Here is a 22560-nt window from a genome sequence, read left to right as displayed (position 1 = left end):
AACTGTCGCGGCGACCGTCTTGAAGGAATCGGCTCCGGGCCACGCTTATATAGGATCACCATCATACCCATAGTATGGCCGCCTATGGCCGCCGGTCCCTCCGAGATCGATTCGATAGCGCCCCGACTCCCCACGTCGCCCATCCACCACGAACCCATCACCGCGACTTCTACGTCGCGACCGATGGGTCCTATCACCTCCACGACCATCGGGCGGGAATGGGAGTCGTCATCGAGACACGGGACGGAAGGCGAGTCGCCCGTTTCGCTCTCCCCACCACCGCAACCGACAACAACGTCGCCGAGTACCAGGCGCTTCACTTCGGGCTCGACGTGCTCGCCGCGCGCGCCCCCCGTACCGCCCGCGTCGGCGTCCTCACCGATCACGACTCGCTTGCGACCAACGTCAACGCCACGGCACTGGCCACGCGTGACGGCTGGTACCCCGGCGAGATCCGTATCCCGCCTGCGGGACAGAACCACTGGCGGGGTATCCGCGCTCGAATCGCCGGTTTCGAAGAACTGCGTGCAGCGGTGATCGACGGAACCGAAAACCCCGCCCATCCGCTCGCGAACTCGCCCGAGGAATACGCCCACGTCAACCGTGAACCGGCACGGTGTCTCCGACCCGAGACGCCCCCCGCGAGGGGCGGGCCGGGCGTCCCGCCGCCGTCACGGGCCGACCGCCACGCGAGCGACTAGTCGAGCGGGAGGATCGCCGGCCGTTCGAGTTCGAGCCCGTTCATCGAGACCGACCCGGTCGGCCACTCGCCGGTACTCGTCAGAACCTCCGGGTCGTTCTCGGTCACTAACACCGTATCCTCGCTTTTCGCACCCTGTACGGTGGGGTTCCACGCATAAGCCATCGGCAGCGTCACCTCCCCGCCGTGCCACGGGGTCGCGATCCATTCCCGCCCTCGATAGCCGGCGGCTCCGCCTTGGTGGTGGCGCTGCCACTCGCGCGGATAGCTCACGTCCCGATACGCCTTCTGGATCGCTCCGAAGACCTCCCGCGCTTGGCCGCCCGCTTGCCCCACCCTTTTGGTGGCCGCGATCGCCGCCGTCTCCACCTTCGTCGCGGCCTCGTGGCGCGATTCGAGCCAGTCGGGGGCGTTAAACGCCACGGTACGGGTACAGCTCGCATACAGACCGTCCCGGCGGGCGGTCACGGAGACGAGCGCGTACTTCCCTAACTTCTTCGTTGTCGGCGTGTAGTGGCGGTACTCGCGGGCGCGCTTCGCGCCGCCGACGAGCGCGACGGGCGAGTCGATTCCCCGGTCGGCGAGCCTTCCCTGAAGATCCGCGGCGACCTCCCGTTCGGTGTCGGTCGGTTCGAGTCCCCGACAGACTCCCTCGACGACTTCGGCCGTCTCGCGACCGAGATCACGATACCGCCCGATGTCGTCCTCAGTCAGCGGGTAGCGGAGCGACGAAATATCGACGTGTCGCAGGCCGGGTACTCGAAAGTCGGCAGCCGCCCGCCCGTCGGTGTAGGACGCGACGGCATCGGCGAGCGAACCGACGTACCAGTCGTAGGTGAGGACGCGCTCGTCCGAGAGTTCCTCCTCAGCGAGTCGAGCTGCCTCGATGTTGTCGGTGATCACTGTCACCTCGTGGCCGTCGTAGCCCGCGGCGGCAACGCCGATTTTGCCCGCGCGGTCGACGACGTTGTCTCCACCGGTGAGCCATGCGAAGTTTTCCGGTTGGGCGAGCCAGATCGAATCGAGGTCGTGGCGCATCCGGTAGGCGTCGAGTCGAGTCCGTTTCATATCCGCCACTCTCTCCGAGGGAGTACAAAACTGCCGGGGACGGAGCGGTTGAACAGACCTATGTGCGGCCGGACCCGAACGTCGGTATTGGCATGCAACCGACCCTGATTCGCGGGACGAGGCGATGAGTCGCTCACGACTACGCGGACTGTTGCTCTCGACGGCGGTACTCACCTACCTCCTCCTCCTGATCGGGATCTACACCGCCGCATCGGGTGCGGGACTGACCTGTGCGGGCCGGTGGCCGCTGTGTGACGGCGCGGTCTTCGGGCTGTTTCCCGCTAACTGGCCGAGCTTCATCGAGTGGTTCCACCGACTGATCGCGATGATCGCCGGATTCGTCGTGATCGGTGCGACCTACGGGACCTGGCGCTGGCAGGACGACCGCCGGATCAAACTGGCGATGACGACCGCTCTCGTGCTCTACCCGCTGCAGGCGCTGTTAGGGGCCGGAACGGTGCTCGACTACTCGTTGTTCTACCTCACCGCCCACTTCCTCACCGCGATCGTGATCTTCGGATCGATCACCGTGGCGACGCTGTGGTATCTCCCGGAGGTGGCGAGCCTCGCGCGGATCCGCTATGCGCTGTTCGTGGTCGTGGGACTGTTCCCGGTGCTCATCGCGTTGTCACCGGGTACGCTGGTGGCCCACACCGCGGCCGTACAGGCGATCTACTACGCGGTCGGCCTCGCGATGTTCGCGACACTGCTCGCCGTCGCGATCTGGTCGAGCCTGCTCGGATCGACGATCCCACGCCTCGTGCGGGTGCGTCTACTCGCGGGCGTCGGGTCGGCGTTTCTCGCGGCTCAACTGTTGTTGGGTCGGTACGTCTATACTGACCTGATCCAGCTGCTCGATACCACGGCGATGGCGACGGTCTTTGTGATCGCGGTCGCTGCGGTGTGGCTCACCTACCGGATCGGACCCGCTACTGCCGGCCCGCAGGCTCAGTAGTAGTACAGGTCGAAGGGGTTCTCACAGCCAGTACAGTTCTCGACGATGCCTTTCAGGCGGTCGGCTGACGTCACGGTCGGTTCCGTGGCGGCCGCTGTCACGGAACCACAGTGGGGACAGGTAACGTGGAGGGTTTCGGAGACCATGGGACTACACAATACAATGTGATTACATATAACTACGACGGTCCTAACGAACGGGTAGAGTCACATGAAGTCGCCGAGTCCCGACTGGGACTCGTCGGCGTCCGTCCCTTCGTCGCCGTTGCTTTCGTCGGTGTCGACCTCGCTGTCGTCGTTCTCTCCGGGCTGGTCGGGCCCGAGGGGCTCGTTCCGGCCCTCTTCGCTCCCACCGTTCGACCGCCGTGCGCCCTCGAAGGCGCCCTCGGAACCCTCGACGGCGGCCTCCTCGCGCAGTCGCTGGGCGTCCGCGACGATCCCTTGGATTTTGTTAGTGTCCTTCCCACTGCCGGTCACGAAGGAGACGTGGTCGGCGTCCAGTTCGTACCGGGCGGTCATGGCTACGGTTAGCTCACGGTTTTTGCAGTGATGGGTCATCGCCGCGAGATAGGGCAGGACCTCCCGACGTGCGCTCGACATACTCATCCCCCCCGACTCGGCGATCTTCCGGGCGACGTAGTCCCGGCGGTCGCGCGCACCCCGCGAACTACCGAGCTTGCGCCAGTAGCTCGGCGGGCCGTAGCGGGTCCACCCGCCTTTGGGCTCCCGACGTGCGGCGGCGACCCCGGCGGTCATGTTGTCGCCCGCGTAGCGCCAGTACGAATAGTTCTGCGTCGCACGCACGCGCCCGAGCCATTGGTCGGCCCGCGCGAGGGAAGCGTAGGCGTCGGCGAGTTCCGCTCCCGAAAAGTCCTTGGGAACGTTGTCCTCGATCCAGTTGATCAGGTCGTCGGGCGTCTCGTCGACGTCGTAGGAGGCATACAACGCCTCCTGAGCGCTTGCGGTCTTGATCACCTCGTCGAGGAGGTCGAAGATCCCCTTCGTTCGGTCGCGCTCGCCGGTGACGACCGCCTCCTCGGTCAGTCGATCCTCTGTCTCGGCGATCGCCTGCAGGTCGTTGATCGCCGAACGTAGGTCGCCATCGGTGTTCTCGGCGATCGCCTCTAGGGCCTCGGCCTCGAACTCGATACCTTCCTGACGGCAGATGTCCCGCAGCACGGGAACGATCGAACGCTTCGAGACGTCGCGGAACTCGACGGTCTCGCAGTTGTTGCGCAGGCTCTGGGACATGTCGTAGAACTCGTTTGCGATCAGCACGACCGGTTGGCTCGCCGACTTGATCACGTCGGTGACCGCCCGCGAACCCCCGTAGTCCACGTTGCCGTGGAAGTTGTCGGCCTCGTCGAGGATCACGAGTCGACGACCCGCACCCCCTTCGGTCAGGGTACCACTTTGGGCGGCCTCGCCGGCGATCCGTTTGACGATGTCGGCCTTGCGCTGGTCCGAGGCGTTGAGTTCGATCGTCGGCCAGTCGAAGTCGTTCGCGAGCGCGTGGGCCGCGGAGGTCTTGCCGACGCCGGGACTCCCGTGGAGGATGACCGCTTTGCGGTGGTCCTCCCAGTTCTCGGCCCACTCGCGGAGGGCGTCTCGGGCCTTGTCGTTGCCCCGTACCTCCGACAGCGTCGAGGGGCGGTACGTCTCGGTCCAGTCGGCCATTGTCGAAGGGAGGTGTGTGATGCGTTTAGTGGTTGCGAACTTCCGGACGAATCCGGCAGAACGCCTTTATGGCCCGTCCGGATAGCCGAAGGCGATGGTAACCGTCGTTCCGATAGCGCTCGCGCTCGTCGCCGCACTGATCGCTGTCGAACTGCTCTCACAGCGTGCGCTCAAACGCTACGGCGAGGGGCTGGGCAGTATGCCGACCGTCGTTCTGGAGGAATTCCCCGGCATCAGTCCCGAACTACTGAGGAAGTACACCAGTTTCGACCCGGAGCTCGGATGGGTTCCACAACCCGACCAGCAAAAACAGAAGGACACCGGCGACCACCTCCCCGGCGAGGAGGTCGAAAGCGTCGTCACCTACTCCACCGACGAGTACGGCAGTCGGGTCTGTCCCGCGGCCGACCGCGAGGAGGGCCGCGGTGCGGTCTCGACCTACGGCGACTCGTACTGTTTCTGCCGGGAGGTCGACGACGAGGACACCTTCCAGAACCATTTCGCACGGACGATCGATTCGCACGTCGCTAACTACGGCGGCGGGAACTACGGGCTCGATCAGGCACTGCTTCGGATGAAACGCCAGTACCCCGAGGACCCCACCGACCACGTCTGTATGGTCGTCACCGCTTCCTCGATCGCCCGGATCCTCTCGGTATGGAAACACTACCAGGAGTTCGGAAACGTGCTGGCCGTGAAACCGCGATACGAGCTCCGGGACGGTGAACTCGAACTCGTCGAGAGTCCCGTCGACGAGAAGGAGGACCTCCTCGCTCTCGAAGCGCGCGCCGACTTTCTGCGCACTCACGACGACCACTACGAGAACTGGTTCAAGCCCCATCTGGCAGGCTTCCCGTACGCCACCGACTTCCTCGACGACCCCGACCAGGTCAAGTACGCGCTCTACGCGGCGGGGATGGACCTCGAAAGCGAGTACGGGATCTCGATCCCGGGGATCGACTTCGGGGCCCGACAGGCGGCGACGACCCTCAGGCTCGAACAGTCCCGGGTGCGCTACCACGAGCGGCTGTTCGACCTGAAGGCCGACCTCTTCGACGCTCTGATCGGCGAGTTCGTCGACTACGCGAACGAACACGACTTCACCCCGACCTTCGTGATGGTCCAGCAACTGCGCTATGCGACCTACGAGGCCGACCACGGCCCGATCTACGGCGATCTCATGGACCACCTCGACGAGCGCTACCCGGAACTGGAGACGATCGACATGGCCGAGCACCTCTCGGGAGACCCCGAATCACTATACGTCCAGCGCGGCGAGGGCGGCCACTACAGTCCCGAGACCAACGAGCAGATCGCTGAGGTACTCGAATCGCGCCTGATCGATTGATCGGGCACCGGACTACGTTTGGCGTCCTGTTTTTCCGACGACAGCAGCGATCAACCCTCGTTCTTCTGGCCGGACGTCTCCTCGATCTCCAGTACCCAGCCCTGTATGTCACGCATGGGCTCGGCCTCCGAGAAGAGGCTCGGATACCACGCGTTGTCGTCGATAGAGTTCCTGACCGTCTCCCACTCGTCGTCGTCCACTTCCCGGATCCGTCCGTGTGCGATCACGCTCCGCCAGGCGTGTTTCGACTCGACATCGGAGACCGTGAAACTGGCCCGCTCGGTCGCCGCGGCGAACGCCTCCTTTCTGCTCTCCTCGCCGACCTGGAGGAAGACGAAGTAGAGCCGTTCTTCCCCGTCGTAGCCGAATGACACCGGCACGCCGTAGGCCTCCCCGTTGTTCGCGAGCGACAACACCCCGATCCCCTGTTCGTGGAGAAACGCTTCGATCTCTTCCCTGTCCATCCCCGTCCCCGTAATCTCGCCGAACGATTCCGTTGTCATCCCCCGTGAGGTTCGTGAGCAAACGGCATAAACACACCCGACCGCCTTCACATCGTGCATCCGAGCGGGCCGTCGTCACCCGATCAGTGACCGTTTGGATCGTTGGGAAGCCGTCCCGATACGCCCTCCCCGCCCTTCAGTACCGCCGTCGGTTCGCGAAGCAGCGAGACGTCTTCCAATGGATTGCCCTCGACGACGAGCAGGTCGGCGAACTTCCCGGGTTCGAGGACCCCCACGTCGAGGCCGACCACGTCGGCGGCGCTCGCGGTCATCGCCGTGATCGCTTCTTCGGGGGCCATTCCGTGTTCGACCATGAAGGAGATTTCTGTACTATTTGTTCCGTGGTAGTTGAAGGGCGTCCCGACGTCCGTACCGCCCGCAATGGTTACGCCGGCCTCGTAGGCCCGTTTGAACGAATCGATGTGTCGTTCGTAGACGCCTCCGGTCTTTCGCGAACTCTCCTCGGTCGCCTGCTCGGTGTTGCGCGCGATCCGGTAGGGGGCCGACAGGGTGGGGACGAGCGTCACGTCGTTCGTTACCAGCAGGTCGATCGCCTCCTCGTCCATGAACGTGCCGTGTTCGACCGTGTCGACGCCCGCCGCCGCCGCGGCCTTGATCCCCTCGGCGCCGTGGGCGTGGGTCGCCACGTGGACCCCACGACGGTGGGCCTCGTCGATCAGTGCCTCTAGTTCCTCGTGGGTGAAGGCGAGCGTTTCGGGGTCGGTTCCGGGAGTAGTGACCCCGCCGGTGGCCATGAACTTGATGAAGCCCGCACCCCGCTTGACCTGCTCGCGGACCGCCTTGCGACACTCCGTCGGGCCGTCGACCTCCCGGCCGAGGTGGTGGCCGTGCCCGCCCGTGATCGTGATCGAGCGGCAGTTCGCGAGGGTACGGGGTCCGGGGATCTCACCGCGATCGATCGCCCCTTTGAGGACGACGTCAAGATCTCGCGCACCCATCGCGCGCACGCTCGTCACGCCCGATTCGAGGGTCGTCCGGGCGTTTTTCACCTCCGTCAGTGTGAGTTCGGCGTCGCTTTGCCCGACGACGTCCTCGACGGTCGCCTGCCCCGACAGCGAGAAGTGAACGTGGGCATCGACCAATCCGGGCAGTATCGTGTGGTCCGACAGCGAGATCACCGGTTCGTCGCCCTGTGGGTCGGCGTCGCCGACCGCCTCGATCCGCCCCGACTCGGGGTCGAATCGGATCGCGCCGTCCGTCGCTACCTCCTCGCGCCCGTCGAACAGGCGCGCGTCCCGCAGAATCATTACCGGAGTTTATCGGCCGAAGGGCTTGAATGGCACGAACCGCTCGCCCGGTACCGGGATGCGATGTCCTTCGACGATCGAGTCCCGTAGTTCGTATCGCCGGTACTGGTTTATCCTACAGCTCTCGCGCGACCATCTCTCCCCACGGTTCGAAGCCGTAGCGGTCGTAAAACGCCTGCGCACGGGCGTTTTCGGGGTCCACGTCGAGAACGAGTCGATCCAATGGGAGGTCCTGATCGCGCGCGAGCGTACATGCCGCATCCATCAGGTCGTCGGCGATACCCGTTCCCCGGTGTTCGGGTGCGACGTAGAGTTCGTTCAGCACCGCGGCGTCCCAGACCATCGCCAGCCGTTCGGGGAGGACGAAGGCGTAGCCCACGAGGTCGTTCCCCGCAGCGACGGTCACACACCGGGGGTCGTCGGCGACACAGCGCCCGACCCACGCGAGATACCGCTCGCGATACGCGGGGGTGAGTTTCGCCTCGTAGGTCGCCGCCTTCTCCTCGCCACCCGTCCCGGCCCCGAGATCCGTCTCGAAGGCTTCCTTGAGTTCCCAGAGTGCGTCGTCATCGGCGGGTTCGTAGGGTCGAAGGTCCATGCGGGCGGTTCGTCGGGAGGGTGCTTCGAACTGTCGTTAGTCCTCGCTCAGGTACTCGGCGGTTCCGGACGTCGTGGGTGCGCGCTGTTCGTCGACGATGCGCCGGAAGACGACCATCCCGCTCGCCACCAGCAACACGAACTGCTCGCCGGTCAGGGCCACCGGGAAGCGCCGCCTCCCGTCGGCCCGCACCGTGTCGAAGCCCGTCCCGTAGTGGGTGTCGGCGGTGGTCCCGAGTTCGATGACGCGAACGAAGTCGACGGTGAACCCGTTGTCGTGCCAGAGCACAACGTCGCCCGAGAGCATGTAAAAGCGGTCGTACAGCGGCCAGAACGCGTTGATACCGGAGCCGAACGAATCGAGGAGGAGGTGGGCAAGCGTTATGGAGACGATGGCGACCCAAGCGACATGAACGCCGTAGTCGTTCCAGCGTTCGCGGACGTACGACGTCTCGCGGAGATAGACGTCCCAGACGAGCAGGGCGGTGAGGAGGACGGGAAACAACAGCGTGTGTAACGCCGCCCGGTGTGCGCCGGGAATGACGAACCCGACGAACACATCGAGGTCAGGGACGCCCGCGGCCACCATAACGAGGAGAATCGATCGGATGTCGAAGTGGTTCGCGAGAAGTACCGCACCTATCAGTCCCCCGAGGGCGATATGGACAGTCACTGGTGGCATGGGACACAGTAACACGTAACTCTATATGAGTCTGGTTGCTAGTGGAGGGGTACGGACCGATCCACTGGAGTACCGACAGCTATGAGTAGGTGATAGACGATCGTCGAAGGGGATGTTCGTCTCGTCTACACGCCGATCCGGGGGGAAACGATGAGTTCGCGTTCGCCACGCGAAGAGCTCGCCGAGAAGGTCGCCGGCGAGATCACGCTCAGCGAGGATCCCGGAGCCACCCTACGGAAGTGGCGGACCGATTTCACGGTCTCTCAGACCGAACTCGCAGAGGAGCTCTCGATCTCCTCGTCGGTGATCAGCGACTACGAGAGCGGTCGCCGGAAGAGCCCGGGAATCGCGGTCGTCCGGCGGATGGTCACCGCGCTGTTGGACATCGACGAACGACGCGGCGGCGACCGGATCCGTCAGTATGCCCGCGTGATCTCCGCGGGGTTCGAAAGCGACATCGTACAGGACCTCCGGGAGTATCCCACGACGATCCCCTTGGAGCGCTTTTACGACGCGATCGGGGCCACCGAGATCGTCGAGGGCACCTCGGATCGGATCAGCGGCCACACCGTGATCGACAGCATCGAGGCGATCACCCGGCTCTCGAGCGAGGAGTTCTATCGGCTCTACGGTCAGAGTACGAACCGTGCGCTGGTGTTTACCGGCGTCACCCGTGGGGAATCTCCACTAGTAGCGATGCGGGTGGTCAACCCGACGCCGAACGCGGTCGTCCTTCACGGGCTCTCGGAGAGGGATCTCTGGGAACACGCCCCGGACCTCGCTCGGATCGACGGTTTCTCGCTTGCGGTCTGTGATACGGACCTCGAGACGACCCTGGAGCGACTGCGGGAACTTTCTACGTGACGAGGTAGTACGGATCCGCGAGGATCTTCGGGGTGAGGACCTTGCGGATGTCGCGTGCACGAAACGCGAACACCTGCAGCCCGTTCAGATCGTAGCTGTCGAGGACGCCCGCGCGTTCGAGGTCCTTGCGGATCTTCGCCCGGTTCCACGTCATCCGCATCGTGTACTCGTGCGAGCGGTGGGTGATCGGCTCGTAGGTTCCGTCCTCGCGGTAGATCACGCCCTCGTACTCGACGGTCTCGATGTAGGGAACGCTCAGCCGGCTCTCGAGGTAGTGAATGTGCGAGGAACGCAGCCAGTCGGTACCGACGTTCAGATATTGGACGTTCTCCCGATCGAGCTTCTCGAAACAGCCGCCGGGCGCCCACGTGTCGTCGTGTCGGCAGTCGTCGAACCGATAGGGTCCCCGGACCAGAATCGAGTTAGTCGGGTCGTCCGTTCGGTACTCACAGTCGTTCAAGAACAGTCGCGAGAACGCTCCGAACTTCGGCACCGAGTACTGCTTGTGGTAGATCCCCCCGTCGATCGACCGGAACGCGGGCGTAAACCCCGGATTGAGGATCGACTCGAAGCGCTCGTCGAGTCGCCCCAGCAGGAACTCGTAGGGGTCGTGATCGAACGCCCGGCTGATGTCGCGTAGCCCGACGTGGACGAAGACGGCGTCGCTCCGGTAAGAATCGAGGATCCGATCAAACGTCGCCTCGGAGACGGCGCCGACCTCGTAATCGCGTCGCTTGCGCTGGAGGGCCATCGTGGCCCGGTTGTGGAGCGTTCGACCGCGATGATAGCCCTCCGTCGCGGCTTGAATCGCCGCCTCGATTCGTGAGTCTCCCCGCCGAGTTGTCATCGGTAGTTCCATGGTCCCCCTCCTTGTAGTGTTGCTAATCCAACTAATCAATGTATCGTATATCACAATATAAATACGTTCTATCGGACCTGTTCCGGAACCGGTCGTCTCTGCCCTGATTGCTATTAGAACATATAGGATTTTTTCAGATACAATAAAGGTTCAGTCGTTCTCACAGTCGATGATGAGGGGGCACGATACCGATGGGAAGTGAGACGGCCCGAGACGAATCCGGAGGCGATCGGTTCGCCGACGTTGCGATCTCCCGACGACGGTTCGTACAGTTGTCGGCAGCGACGGCCGGCGCGCTCGCGTTTCCGGGCAGCGCCCACAGCGATTACACCTCCGAGAAGACCGGCGATCGCTACGAGTTCGTTCGAAACCACACCAGCGAGGACTACGAGATCCCGACGCTGATCCGAGTGACCGACGAGTCGGGACTCGGCGCGCTCGCAGACCTCGACGGGATCAGGACCTACCGCGAGACACGGACGCCCGAACCCGCGGCCTACGGCCGACTCGACGAGGAGGCGGTCTCGACGGTACTCGATGTCGAGGCCGTCTCGACACTGGAGTTCTCGTCGGGGGCGAACCCGTTCTGGAAGCTCGGCGAGTACCCCGAGGGAGTGTTTCCCGATCCGTCGGAGGCCGTCGGCTACATCGGGTTCGAGGAGACCGAAGCCGGCCTCTCGTCGCTCGCTGACCGACACCCCGACCGGCTGAACCTCGTCTCAATCGGCGAGAGCCCCGGCCATCGCGACCTGTTCGAGGGCGAGAGCGACCCGAAGGACCTCTGGGTCGCCGAACTCACGACCGACGTCGGGGACGGGGGGGCCTTCGAGGAGAAGGAAAAGCTCGTCTACAGCCTCTCGATCCACGGCGACGAGCGGGTCGGCGTCGAGGCGGGCAACCGGTTCATCGAGCGCGTCCTCGCCGGCGAGGAGCCCGACGTCGAGGCGCTCCTCGAGGAGGTCGTCCTCGTGTTCCTGTATGCGAACCCCGACGGCTGGGTGGCCCGCGAGCCCCGGTACTCGGACCAGGGCGAGGCCTTCGAGCGCGTGAACGCGACCGGGGTCGACCCCAACCGCCAGTACCCGACGGCGGGCCGGATCGACCCCGCCCACTACCCCGCCGACCCCGACGGCGCGGACCTCATCGACGACTCCTCGGGGATCGACGAGGGGGTCCCCCAACGGGTCGCCGAACACACCCCCGATTCGCTCGCGATCGCCCACCACATGCGCGGTTACGAGAACGTCGAACTGTTCTGTGACCTCCACGGGATGAACTGGTCGGAGGAGTTCGTCGTCTCGCTCGTCGCGAACGGACAGTTCGATCACCGAGCGCTCGCGGAGATGGACCGGCTCAACCACGCCATCGGCACGGGGATCGAAGAGGAGATCGGGTCGCTCGAGGAGAACATCGAGGCGATCTCGCTCGGGCCCGAACGCTACGATCCCGTCCGCGAGGAGGGCGGGGACCTCCCCGATGCGGAGGCGATGGTGCCCGAGTCGCTGTACGACTTCGGGACCGTCTACGACACCCTCGGTTACAGTACGACGGGCGCGTTGACGGATTGGGCCGCCCAGTCCGAGGCGGTCGGCGGCCTCGGCGCGAAGTCGATCGCCCTCGAGATGGCGTTTTCGAACACCATTTCCCCGATGAAACCGGAGTACCTCCCCGAACTCATGGCGGTGCAGGCCGGCGCGTACCTCGGCACGCTCCGGGCGATGAGCCGCGAGGCTCCCAATCTGTCGGCCCCCGAGGTCTCCGGCGAGCGCTCGACGGCGGTCGTGACGACCGACTCGCTGACCCGCTCGTCGGACACGCTCCCGTTCGTCGGAGCGGAATCGGAGAGGACCCGCACGACCGCCGAGATCGACGCGAACGGGGTCGGAACGATCCCGCTCACGGTCTCGCCGCCGACCGACGAGATCTCGGTCCACGTTCGGACCACCGGGTCCGAACCGATCCACGCGACGCTCTCGGACCCCGACGGGGCCGAACGACGGTCGTTCGACGGCGCGGGCGGCGGATCGAAACGCGAGGCCGGATGGACGATCGCCGACCCCGCCGTCGGTCGGTGGCACGTCACCGTCGAGAACCCCCGATCCGCGAGCACCGAGGTCGCCGTACTGGTCGATGCGGTCGTCTCCGATACGAGCGACGGCGCGCCCGACCCGCGGGACGTACTGGGCTACGAACAGCGCCTCTACGACTCGACGCCCCTCGCGTACTTCGAGAGCTACGCCGAGTTCACGGAGGGAAGTGTCGAGTTCGTCTCGCCAGCGGAGGTCGAAGCGGGGGTGCTCGTCGAGAACGACGGGCCCGTCTACGACAACGTCGTCCTGATCCACGACGCGATCGAAGCGACCGACGCGATCGACGAGTATATCGAGGCCGGGGGCACCCTCGTGCTCACCGATTCGGGGGTGAGTCTGCTCTGTGATCTGCACGCCGCGTCGGTCGCTCCGATCGACTCCCGTGCCGTTTCGACCGCGACACACGAGCTCGCCGCGCTCGACGAACACAGGGCGGGTTCCCACGCCCTGTTGGAGAACACACGCGAGATCGAACGCGAACTCTGGACCCTCGCGCCGAAGGGCTACGCCAACTCCGGGGACGCACCCACTACGACGGTCGTCCCCGAGGTCTTCGAGGCTGTCGGCGGGTCGATCGCCGCGACTATCGGCGGGGACGTCGCCGTCGGTTCGATCGGAAACGTCCACGTGATCGGAAGCCTGCTTCCCCCGAGCAGTCAGGCCCACCTCCACCCGTTCGGCCTGCTCGATCACAGCGTCTCGCTGCTCGGTCACACGATCCTCTCGAACGCGCTCGGCTACAAGATCGACCGGGGCGAGAACGAGCCCCTGTTCTGACGGTCTACTCGACGAAGCGGTACTTGCGCTCGCCCATCCGGCCCCAGCCGTCGAAGACGAACTCCGATTCGGGGGCGGTGAACTCCTCGATCTCGCCGTCACCGTCGCTCTCGATGTCGTGGTTGTGGACGTCGTGGACCCGCTCGTACTCATCGTAATCGAGGTCGTATCGGCGCTCGATCCCCTCGTCGATCGTGAGATCCGCGATCTTCTCCTCCCACCCGGGCTGGACGGTCTCGGCGTGGATCTCGGCCTGTGCACCGCTGCCGTACGAACCCACGAGCAGGCGCTCGCCGGCCAATTCACGTCCCTCCTCGAAGGCGGTCTTGAGCGCGCTCGCACGCGCGAGATGAACCGACCCCGTGTACCAGTTGCCGACCTCCCGTGAGATCGTGAGCGTTGGGTCGACGACCCGTGCGTACCACTCCTGGTAGGCGTCGGTCCGCTTCAGGCCGTCCATGTACTCCCGGAGCGCCTCCTCGAAGTCCCCCTCGGAATCGAACGCCTCCTCCCTCGGTTGGCGGCCGATCTCGCCGGCCAGATCGTCCTCCATCGAGGTGTCGCGGATCATGTGCCGGTAGCCGAACAGGGCGGCCTTCCGAACCATCCCCGGGAACGGGGTGTGAAACGGGATGTACGCGAAGTCGTCGGTGTGGGTGCGCCCGGCGACGCCCTCGAAGTCCTCCAGAGCCTCGCGCATCCGCGCGAGATAGACCTGCACCGAGCGCTTGCCGTCCACGCTCGGGAACTGCTGGTTGGGCTTGAGGAAGTCCGTCTCGTCGGCGCTGCCGTAGCCCTGCTCGGTCGAGAGGCTGACGAGGTCGGGGTCCTCGGAGATGAGCATCGCGACCGCGCCAGCGCCCTGCGTGGCTTCGCCGGGGTCGTTTCGCGCGTAGAGTGCGGTGTCGGTCGCGATCACGAGCGCCGACCGGCCTCTGTTGCGTCCGGATTTGATCCAGTTGTACGCGTCGTCGATCGATTGGGTCCCGGCGAGGCAGGCGAACTTGCGCTCGCCCTTGTTGGCGTGGCTGAATTTGCCCTCGTACACCCTCTCGAGACAGCCCGCGATGTAGGTAGAAACGGGTTTGGAGTTGTCGAAGGAGCTCTCGGTGGCGACGTCGATCCGGCCGATGTCCTCGGGGGTAAGCCCCTCGTGTTCCATCAACCGGTGGGCGGCGTTCGCGCCCATCGTGACGATGTCCTCGTAGGTGTCGGGAAACGAACTCGCGTTCAGACCGAGGCCCTTGGTGTATTTCTCGGGATCCTCGCCCTTCGCCGGCGCGAACGTGTTCGGCAGGTCGAGTTTCAGCTTCCCGGTCCAGATCTCGATGGCGTCGATACCGACGTCTGTCATGTGTCGTAACTATCGTGCGGATTATATGGGTCTGTCGACTATCGATTCGACGATCGACGAAATCCGGGCCGAACGCGGTCGCGTGACGAGCGGAGACGATACGCGTGTCTCGAATAGGGGGTAGAAACGGGAACTCAGTCCTCCTCGTCTTCCTCCTCGATGACCTCGGGGTCGCGGATCGCGCTCTGGAGGCTGTCGAGGCCGTTGACCCATTCGGCGACGAAGCCGTACTCGATCTCCTCGCCGATGCTCACGTCGAGGTCCTCGCCGTCGACGATCCGAGTGCCGGCCTGCGCGCAGTAGCCGAGCGCCGCATCGAAGTCCTCTTCGGCCTCGGCGTCGGCCGCGGCGCGGACGTACTCCTCGATGCTGGCCTCCTCGCTCGCACCCCGCATCATGTACTCCTCGGCGGCAGCGAACACGCAGACAAGGCTCGTCTGGACGCCGTCAATCAGGAACGCGGTCTCCTCGTTTTCGACCTCGACGTCCGAGAGGACGATCTCGCGCACGTCGGCGAGTTCCTCGATGGCCTCCTCCTCATCGAGGTCGCCCTCCTCGTAGGCACCGATGATCTTCGCGATGGCGATGGCGGCGTCGTCCTGCAGGTTCAGGAGGAGGCGCGCCGAGTCCTCGTCCTCGGGATCGATCTCCTCGTCTTTCAGCCGGTCGATCCAGTTCTGCCACCGTTCCTCAGAGTAGAACGCTTCTGGCGGGGTGCTCATACCGGACGGTGTCGACCCGCGTTCAAAGCCCTTTCTCTACTCGGCGCGAACGGTCGCCTCGCTTCCGACCGCCTCCCGTCCGACCGGCCACTAAACCCGATTATAAAATATGCAGGAATCCATACCCTTATGCCGGTGTTCTCCTACGTGACTGACGCAATGGTACAGAGTAACGTCCCACAACCGACGGCCGAGCGCCAGCGGGAGCTGGCGAGTACCCTCGGTGTGGGCGGGCCGACGACCGGCGAGCGGCTGACGGTCGATCGGCTCCGCGAAGAGATCGACGCCGACCCCGACGACTCGTTCGTCTCGATGGGCGAGGCGATCAGAAACGACCTCTCGGGGCGGCTCGACGCCGACCTGCTGGCCGCAGCGCTCCCGGAGATAGTGGCGCAGGTCGGACGGGTCCCCGAGGTACGCGAGGCGGGTATCCCGGGCGGGAAGACGGGTCCCGAAGCGCTGTATCGGGGTCTCGTCGAACCGGCGTGGCGGGTGTATCACCACCTCGAAGACGTCGGTTTCTTCGAGAGTGTCGAGGCGAACCTGCCGGCGTTTACGCCCGAGCACATCGCGGGGACGGCCCGCGAACTGGTTCGGGCCGAACCGCTTTCGACGACGCTCGAGGAGTGTGGGTTCGACGAGCGCGAGCGGATGGTGCTGATGATGAACGTCGCGAACAACGACACGCGCCTCTCGCGGTGGACCCCGACGCGGGAGATCCCCGAGGGCGTGGAGTTCGAGGTCGAATACGTCCCGCCGCTCCAGCAGCGCGCGATGGGCGGGGCGTTGTTGTGGGTTCAGGCGCTCGATGAGCACCTCTGGCGCAAGGAGATCCTGATAACGGACGCCATTCTCGACGACGTCCGCTGGGACACGAAAGCGATGCTGGGCGGGCTCTATCTGATGGCGCTGGCCGCTCACGACATCGCGGCGGGCGCGGACGGTTCGCTCACCGACGCCCAACTGACGGCGGCGCTGACTGCGGGGACGGCGGTAACGATCGTCAATCAGGAGGAACTCATGCAGGACGCCTTCTGGATCACCGAGGAGAAACGCAAACCGAGCGAGGCGAGCGGGCGGGAGGAGGAACTACCATGGCAATAGAGGACGACAAAGCAATCAAGGCCGCAAGCGACACGATCGTCGAGGAAACGGAATTGGGCTATCAGGTGTTCAACGCACCCGACGAGGCCGTTCTCCATCAGACCGACACCGACCGGATCCCTAGATACGACGTCACTCAGGAGATGCTCGACGAGTCGGGTGAGGACGAAGAGAGCTGGTTGATGTTCAGTAAGAACTACGAGGCGCATCGCTACACACCCTGTGATACCATCACGAAGGACAATGTAGGAGAACTCGAACTCGAGTACACGATGGAGATCGGGGCCAACTCCAGCATGGAGGGCTCGCCCGTAATCGTCCCCGGCGATCCCCCCGTGATGTACCAGACCAACGGACCGAGCCACGTGAAGGCAATCGACCCGCGGGAGGGGGACGTCCTCTGGAGCTATACGTTCCCCGCGCCCGAGGACGCGGTGCTCTGTTGTGACGACAACAACCGCGGCGTCGCCGTCTGGAAGGACAAGATCTACATGACGACGCTGGACTCGGGTGTCCAAGCGCTGAACCGCTACACCGGCGAGGAGGAGTGGTACGCGAGCACCGCCGACCACGCGGAGGGGTACTCGGCGACGTGGGCCCCGATCGTCTGGAAGGGAATGCTCTTTACGGGCAGTGCCGGCGGCGAGTTCGGTGTCCGCGGGTTCCACTGTGCGTACAACGCCGAGACCGGCGAGGAGCTCTGGCGGATCAACAACTGCCCCGAGGAGGAGTACGTCGGCGACAGCATCGAGCAATCGGGCGGCACCAACTGGATGACCGCGACGTTCGACCCCGAACGCGAACTGCTGTACTACAACGTCGGCAATCCGAGCCCGGACTTCAACGGCACCGTTCGTCCGGGGCCGAACAAGAACACCTGTTCGACGCTGTGTGTCGATCCCCACAGCGGCGAGGTCCAGTGGGCCCACCAGGAGTCGGCCCACGACATCTGGGACTACGACTCGGCCAGCCAGCGGATGATCATCCGCGATCTGGATATCGACCACCTCGATTATTCGGGGGATGTCGTCTACAACGGCGGCAAAACGTCGTGGACCTACACGATGGAGCCCGAAACCGGCAAGCTCCTCGTGCGCGGCCAGCCGATGACCCAACAGATCAACATGATGACGATGGTCCCGCACGTCGAAGAGGAGCGCGACTACGTGATGATGCCGGGCCTTCTGGGCGGGAACGACTGGCAGCCACCGACCTACTGCCGCGAGACGGGGCTCGCCTATCACAAGACGCTCAACACACCCCACGAGATCTACTGGCGAAACGAGGAGTACAGGCCCGGCGAGAAGTTCTGGGGCGGGATCGTCGAGGTCGAACCCGACGAGGAGGTGGTTCCCGACGACTACAACGGCCACATCAGCGCGATCGTGGCGGTCGATCCCGCGACGGGCAAAGTCGAGTGGCGCGACTGGATTGACAGCGATCGGTACCTCTGGGGCGGGACGATGTCGACCGCTTCCGGACTCCTCTTCGCCGGGACGCAGAACGGCGACATGATCGCCTACGACGCCGCAAACGGCGAGCGCCTCTGGGAGTACGACCTCGGCGACAAGGCCGTCTCGGGCGACCCCGTCAGCTGGTACGATCCGGGCACCGAAAAGCAGTACGTCGCGATCCAAGTCGGCGGCAGCGGCTTCGTCGGGCGCGGGCCACGGGGGGATCAACTCGCCGTGTTCTCGCTTTCGGCGTGAACCGCTCGGCTCCCGGTTCGGTCGATCCGAGCGAGTCCACCCGCCGATGACCGACCGGGTCTCGCTCGAAGCCGCCGTCCGGAACGAGCCCGAGGGGTTCGAGGATCGGATCGACGAGATCCACGAGCGGCTGGCGTCCGCGGACCCCCACGCCAGCGCGGACGCCGGCAGGACGTTCCGTTCGGTCGCGGAGGAACGCCCCGCGCTGCTCGAAACACATCGGGGAACGCTCGTCGACCTCCTGTCGGCGGACAACGGCTCGCTCCGGCTCTCGGGTGCACTCGGGCTCGCCGGGCTCGCGAACCCGTCCCCGGAGACCGTCACGGAGGCGGTCCCGGAACTGGTCGCCCTCCTCGAGCGGACCGACGCACCCGCGGTCCAGATGGCGATCCTCCGGGCGCTCTCGCGGACCGGGGAGCGCGCGCCCGAGGCGGTCGCGGTGGCCGATGGGGCGATCGCCGACCTGCTCCGGACGGCGACGCCGCGGATCAGGCTGGCGGTCCTCACCGTCTTCGCGACCGTGCCGATCCGGGTGCCGACGGCGTTTCCGGCGACCGTTAACGCGGCTGAGGACGCGCTTGCGGACGACTCTCGGCAGGTCAGACGGTGTGGTGCCGCACTGCTCGCGCTGATCGCGAGGAGCGATCCCGCCGCGCTCTCGTCAGTCGCCGACGTCCGCGATCGGGTCGAGACGCTCCGGACCCGCCAGACGGCCCAGACGTGGCACGCCGACGACACCCTCGAGCGAGCCGCCCGCACCCTGCGGGCGATCGATACCCGCCGGTAGTACTCGAGTTAACCCCTGTTCCGGGCGATATCGCGGGCGTAAGGCATGTGAATCGCGTTGAACACGATCTGGAGGTCGTCACTGACGGGGGCACAGACGCAGGTCAGGCGCATGTTCCGTTCCTCGACCTCCTCGTCTTCGAGAAACAGGTTCATGTCCATCTCGGCCTCGCCGTCCTTCAGGACGCCGACACACATCGAACAGGTCGCCGACCGGCACTGAAACGGCCACTTGAGGCCCGCCTGGTCTGCGGCCCGAAGGAGCGACTCGTCGCGTTCGACCTCCATCACGCCGTAGTCGCGCTCGTCGAGGCCGGCGTCCGCGGCCTTCTCGAAGAGGTCCTCGTCCTCTATGTTCCAGTCGTTGCGCTCGATCGCGCGGTAGTTCAGGTACTCGACGGTCGACGGCGGGAGGTCCTCGTCGACGACCGTTTCGGCCTTCGACCTGACCGCGGGCAGCTCGATATCCATCCAGTGCGTGAACACGACCCACGGCCATGTATCTGTATCGATCGTTCGGGTTACGAGCGACCGGTTTACGACCGGCTCACGACCGCTCTGCGAGGGTCCCGACCGTATCGATCCCGTAGATGTCCTCCGGCGTCTCGACGTGTGCACTGTGCATCGCCCCCTCGAACCCCTCCTCGCGGAGCCAGTTCACCCGCCGGGGGACAGTTTTGGGCCCCATCACCGCTCCTGGACGTTGGGGATCGTCGATGAAGTCCGTCTCCATCATGAACGGCTCGTCCCCCTCTGCGGCGCGCCGGAGTTCGTCCTTATCACAGATGACGCTCGGGGTCGGACCCTTCAGGCGGCCGTTCGCGTAGTGTTTGACGACCCGATGGGCGGACAAGCCGCGCTCCTCGGCCCAGTCCGCGATCTCGGTGAGGTCCTCGCTGCCCTCCGTGTGGAGTTGGACCGCACAGTCGTTCTCGGCCCCGAGCGCGAGGGCGTGTTTGAGCACGTCGTTCGAGGCCTTCCAGACGGCGTCGCTCACCTCGTAGTGTGGACGACCCGATTTGAGGCCGAGTGCCGCCCCGTCGGCGACGTATTCCGCGGCCAGATCCAGCCCCGCACGCATGATCCCGCCCGCCTCCGCGGGGCTGTGGCCCGCGTCGGTGAGCTGTGAAATCAGCCCCGGATGCACTCCGAGAACAGGCCACGCCCTCCCCGAAAGGACGTCGGTGGCCTCGGCGACGGCCCCCAGCGTCGTCTCGAAGATGTGTTCGAAATCCGCGCCCGCGTCGGGCAGATCCCCGAGGTGCCACGAGGGTTTGTTGACGACGAGCAAGTGGGTGCCGCCCGACCGGGAGAAGTCCTTGACGGCCTCGATCCCCCGGCCGTGGTCGGGATCGAGATGCAGGTGGTTGTCGAGGATCGGCTCCATACTGGTGCTTCTCGCGCGCACTCGAAAGGGCTACGTTACGTCGCCGTCGAGCAGGATGGCCTCCTGTGCGGCGTTGCGCAGTGCGTCCGAGCGGCCGTAGGTGCCGGGCGCGACCGCGACGGTGTGAATACCCCGCTTGGCCGCTTTTTCGAGGACGGGCTTGAAGTCGGTGTCCCGCGAGACGACCATCAGGGTGTCGATCGCGTCGGTGTAGACCAGTTCGGTGGCGTCGATCGCGAGTTTCACGTCGACATCGCCGCTGGTGATGATCACCTCGTAGCCACGGGCTTCGGCGGCCTGAATCAGCCCGGGCGTGGCGTGTTCGTCGAGGTAGAGCCGCGTCGCGACGAGGGTCCCGGCGTCGTCGCCGACGGCCCGCACGTCGTCTAGATCGACGTCGAACTCGTCTCTGAGGACGTTCGGTCCGTCGACGAGCAGTCCGACCCGCCGCCCCTCCGAGCGCCCGCTTCGGAGCCGTCTCACGACCCTCCGGAAACCCCCGATCATGCGTGTTCCACTGTGGAGGCCACCCAAAACCGTATCGAAGTTCCGACGGCGGGACGGGGCCGAAGGGAAACCCTTAGCCCCTCGCGTGTGAGGTGTGAGGTATGTCGGATCGAAAACCGCCGCTGTACGCCATTCACGAGGAGCGGGGCGCGACGTTTACCCCCTTCGGCGGGTGGGCGATGCCCGTCGAGTTCGATTCCATTCGAGCGGAACACGAGGCCGTCCGCGAGTCGGCCGGGATCTTCGACGTCTCGCATATGGGCGAGATCTCCGTTTCGGGACCGGACGCCGCTGCCCTGCTTCAGGGCCTGACCACCAACGATGTCGAGTCTCTCTCGGTAGGACGGGCCCAGTACTCGACGATCACGAACGAGGAGGGTGTCATCCTCGACGACACTGTGATCTACCGGCTCGCAGAGGAGGAGTTCCTGTTCATCCCGAACGCGGGCCACGACGGGCAGATGGAGGAGCGCTGGGTCGATCACCGCGAGGAATGGGACCTCAACTGCGAGGTGGAGAACCGTACGGAGGACTGGGCGATGTTCGCGGTCCAGGGGCCCGACGCCGAGGACTTCGTCGCCGACGCGGCGGGCGAGGACCTGCGGGGTCTCGGGCGGTTCTCGATCACCGAGGCCGAGATCGCGGGTGCGGACTGTCTGCTCGCTCGAACGGGGTATACGGGCGAGGACGGCTACGAAGCGCTCGTTCCGTGGGATTCTGCCGAAGAGGTCTGGAACGAGTTCGACTGCCAGCCCTGCGGGCTGGGCGCCCGGGACACCCTCCGGATCGAGGCCGGGTTCCTCCTGTCGGGACAGGACTTCCACCCCGAGGAAAGCCCCAGAAATCCCTACGAGGCCCGGATCGGCTTCACCGTCGATCTCGACACCGAGTTCGTGGGCCGGGACGCGCTCGCACGCGTGAACGAGGACGGACCCGACGAACTGTTCGTCGGGGTTCGCCTCGAAGAGCGGGGAATCCCGCGTCACGGCTACGAGATCCGGGTCGAGGGGGAGGCGATCGGCGAGGTCACGAGCGGGACGATGAGTCCTACGCTGGGCGAGCCCATCGGGTTGGGCTACGTTCCCACCGAATACGCCGAAGAGGGGCGCGAGGTCGCGGTGCGGATCCGCGGGTCGGACAAAAGGGCAAGGATTGAAGCCCCCGGCTTCCTCGGTGATAGGTAATGAGCTTCGAGATACCCGACGACCTGTACTACCTCGAATCGCACGAGTGGATCGATCCCGATACTGGTAGGATAGGAATCAGCGAGTTCGCACAGGACGAACTCGGCGACGTGGTCTTCGTCGAACTCCCCGACGAGGGCGAGGAACTCGAACAGGAGACCGAGTTCGGCGTCGTCGAATCGATCAAGGCCGTCTCGGACCTGTATTCGCCCGCGAGCGGCACCGTGACCGCGGTCAACGAGGCGCTGTTCGACCGGCCGGAACTCGTCAACGACGACCCCTTCGGCGAGGGCTGGATGCTCGAACTCGATATCGACAGCGACCTCGACGGACTGCTTTCGGCCGACGAGTACGCGGATCAGATCGAGTAGCGAAACCCCGCCGTTCATGTACTCGTACCCGTAAGAGCCGCCATGAACC

The 22560-nt window shown here is 65.2% G+C and carries 23 protein-coding genes; 10 read left to right on the top strand and 13 right to left on the bottom strand.

The genetic code is table 11. The features are described 5' to 3' along the window. Positions 1-74 precede the first annotated feature (74 nt). A complete protein-coding gene (locus HAPAU_RS07830; protein ID WP_066381325.1) occupies positions 75-701 on the top strand; it encodes a reverse transcriptase-like protein in 627 nt (208 codons plus the stop codon). Here HAPAU_RS07830 and HAPAU_RS07825 read toward each other — a convergent pair. Next, entirely contained in the window at positions 698-1768 is a 1071-nt protein-coding gene (locus tag HAPAU_RS07825) for a M24 family metallopeptidase (protein WP_066381323.1), read from the bottom strand. The two genes, HAPAU_RS07830 and HAPAU_RS07825, sit on opposite strands and share 4 nt — an antisense overlap. Positions 1769-1892: 124 nt before the next feature. On the opposite strand from HAPAU_RS07825, the gene HAPAU_RS07820 reads away from it, so the two are divergent. After that, on the top strand, positions 1893-2723 hold the full coding sequence (locus tag HAPAU_RS07820) for a COX15/CtaA family protein (protein ID WP_066381321.1): 831 nt from the start codon (positions 1893-1895) through the stop codon (positions 2721-2723). Here the strand turns inward: HAPAU_RS07820 and HAPAU_RS20890 are convergent. Both HAPAU_RS20890 and HAPAU_RS07815 read right to left on the bottom strand, forming a co-directional pair. Further along, positions 2717-2869, bottom strand: a complete 153-nt coding sequence (locus HAPAU_RS20890) for a hypothetical protein (RefSeq protein ID WP_157078434.1) — start codon at positions 2867-2869, stop codon at positions 2717-2719. The two genes, HAPAU_RS07820 and HAPAU_RS20890, sit on opposite strands and share 7 nt — an antisense overlap. 60 nt (positions 2870-2929) lie before the next feature. Further along, positions 2930-4399: a replication factor C large subunit gene (locus HAPAU_RS07815; protein ID WP_066381320.1), complete on the bottom strand. Its 1470-nt coding sequence runs from the start codon at positions 4397-4399 to the stop codon at positions 2930-2932. Between the two features lie 94 nt (positions 4400-4493). On the opposite strand from HAPAU_RS07815, the gene HAPAU_RS07810 reads away from it, so the two are divergent. After that, positions 4494-5747, top strand: coding sequence for a hypothetical protein (locus HAPAU_RS07810; protein WP_066381318.1), 1254 nt, complete (start codon positions 4494-4496; stop codon positions 5745-5747). A 50-nt stretch (positions 5748-5797) separates the two neighbouring features. Here HAPAU_RS07810 and HAPAU_RS07805 read toward each other — a convergent pair whose 3' ends face one another. From HAPAU_RS07805 to HAPAU_RS07790, 4 genes are all read right to left on the bottom strand, one after another. Next, entirely contained in the window at positions 5798-6250 is a 453-nt protein-coding gene (locus HAPAU_RS07805) for a pyridoxamine 5'-phosphate oxidase family protein (RefSeq protein ID WP_066381316.1), read from the bottom strand. 83 nt (positions 6251-6333) lie between these two features. Beyond that, complete coding sequence (locus HAPAU_RS07800; protein WP_066381314.1) at positions 6334-7518, bottom strand: metal-dependent hydrolase family protein; 1185 nt, start codon at positions 7516-7518, stop codon at positions 6334-6336. Positions 7519-7633: 115 nt separating this feature from the next. After that, complete coding sequence (locus tag HAPAU_RS07795; protein WP_066381311.1) at positions 7634-8116, bottom strand: GNAT family N-acetyltransferase; 483 nt, start codon at positions 8114-8116, stop codon at positions 7634-7636. Between the two features lie 36 nt (positions 8117-8152). After that, on the bottom strand, positions 8153-8797 hold the full coding sequence (locus HAPAU_RS07790) for a metal-dependent hydrolase (RefSeq protein ID WP_066381309.1): 645 nt from the start codon (positions 8795-8797) through the stop codon (positions 8153-8155). 150 nt (positions 8798-8947) lie between these two features. On the opposite strand from HAPAU_RS07790, the gene HAPAU_RS07785 reads away from it, so the two are divergent. Continuing rightward, entirely contained in the window at positions 8948-9661 is a 714-nt protein-coding gene (locus HAPAU_RS07785; protein ID WP_066381308.1) for a helix-turn-helix domain-containing protein, read from the top strand. Here the strand turns inward: HAPAU_RS07785 and HAPAU_RS07780 are convergent. Continuing rightward, complete coding sequence (locus tag HAPAU_RS07780; protein WP_245634053.1) at positions 9654-10508, bottom strand: AAC(3) family N-acetyltransferase; 855 nt, start codon at positions 10506-10508, stop codon at positions 9654-9656. The two genes, HAPAU_RS07785 and HAPAU_RS07780, sit on opposite strands and share 8 nt — an antisense overlap. 203 nt (positions 10509-10711) lie before the next feature. On the opposite strand from HAPAU_RS07780, the gene HAPAU_RS07775 reads away from it, so the two are divergent. Continuing rightward, the gene (locus HAPAU_RS07775; RefSeq protein ID WP_084383681.1) at positions 10712-13387 is read left to right on the top strand and encodes a M14 family zinc carboxypeptidase; all 2676 of its coding nucleotides are present in this window, start codon (positions 10712-10714) and stop codon (positions 13385-13387) included. Positions 13388-13391: 4 nt separating this feature from the next. On the opposite strand, the gene hmgB is transcribed toward HAPAU_RS07775, so the two are convergent. After that, complete coding sequence (hmgB, locus tag HAPAU_RS07770) at positions 13392-14741, bottom strand: hydroxymethylglutaryl-CoA synthase (protein WP_066381304.1); 1350 nt, start codon at positions 14739-14741, stop codon at positions 13392-13394. 134 nt (positions 14742-14875) lie between these two features. Next, positions 14876-15463, bottom strand: a complete 588-nt coding sequence (locus HAPAU_RS07765) for a DUF2150 family protein (protein WP_066381302.1) — start codon at positions 15461-15463, stop codon at positions 14876-14878. Positions 15464-15622: 159 nt separating this feature from the next. On the opposite strand from HAPAU_RS07765, the gene HAPAU_RS07760 reads away from it, so the two are divergent. From HAPAU_RS07760 to HAPAU_RS07750, 3 genes are read left to right on the top strand one after another with little or no spacing between them, the layout of a single operon-like run. Then, positions 15623-16567, top strand: a complete 945-nt coding sequence (locus HAPAU_RS07760; protein ID WP_066381963.1) for a hypothetical protein — start codon at positions 15623-15625, stop codon at positions 16565-16567. Then, positions 16558-18276 (top strand): pyrroloquinoline quinone-dependent dehydrogenase, encoded by a 1719-nt coding sequence (locus HAPAU_RS07755; RefSeq protein WP_066381300.1) that lies wholly within the window; start codon positions 16558-16560, stop codon positions 18274-18276. The genes HAPAU_RS07760 and HAPAU_RS07755 overlap by 10 nt, the downstream gene beginning before the upstream one ends. A gap of 46 nt (positions 18277-18322) precedes the next feature. Continuing rightward, positions 18323-19063: a HEAT repeat domain-containing protein gene (locus HAPAU_RS07750; protein WP_066381298.1), complete on the top strand. Its 741-nt coding sequence runs from the start codon at positions 18323-18325 to the stop codon at positions 19061-19063. Between the two features lie 8 nt (positions 19064-19071). On the opposite strand, the gene fer is transcribed toward HAPAU_RS07750, so the two are convergent. The 3 genes from fer to HAPAU_RS07735 all read right to left on the bottom strand — a co-directional run bounded on the left by fer (position 19072) and on the right by HAPAU_RS07735 (position 20956). Next, positions 19072-19533, bottom strand: coding sequence for a ferredoxin Fer (gene fer / locus HAPAU_RS07745; protein WP_066381961.1), 462 nt, complete (start codon positions 19531-19533; stop codon positions 19072-19074). A 76-nt stretch (positions 19534-19609) separates the two neighbouring features. Next, a complete protein-coding gene (locus HAPAU_RS07740; RefSeq protein ID WP_066381296.1) occupies positions 19610-20449 on the bottom strand; it encodes a TatD family hydrolase in 840 nt (279 codons plus the stop codon). A 30-nt stretch (positions 20450-20479) separates the two neighbouring features. Further along, the gene (locus tag HAPAU_RS07735) at positions 20480-20956 is read right to left on the bottom strand and encodes an NYN domain-containing protein (protein ID WP_066381294.1); all 477 of its coding nucleotides are present in this window, start codon (positions 20954-20956) and stop codon (positions 20480-20482) included. 101 nt (positions 20957-21057) lie between these two features. On the opposite strand from HAPAU_RS07735, the gene gcvT reads away from it, so the two are divergent. Further along, positions 21058-22140, top strand: coding sequence for a glycine cleavage system aminomethyltransferase GcvT (gcvT, locus tag HAPAU_RS07730; RefSeq protein WP_066381290.1), 1083 nt, complete (start codon positions 21058-21060; stop codon positions 22138-22140). Beyond that, positions 22140-22511 (top strand): glycine cleavage system protein GcvH, encoded by a 372-nt coding sequence (gcvH, locus tag HAPAU_RS07725; RefSeq protein ID WP_066381289.1) that lies wholly within the window; start codon positions 22140-22142, stop codon positions 22509-22511. The genes gcvT and gcvH overlap by 1 nt, the downstream gene beginning before the upstream one ends. The last annotated feature ends 49 nt before the right edge of the window (positions 22512-22560 follow it).

Source organism: Halalkalicoccus paucihalophilus, assembly GCF_001593955.1.
Classification (GTDB): Archaea; Halobacteriota; Halobacteria; order Halobacteriales; family Halalkalicoccaceae; genus Halalkalicoccus; species Halalkalicoccus paucihalophilus.
Note: the sequence above shows the minus strand (reverse complement) of the source record. Positions and strands in the feature narration are given on the sequence as shown.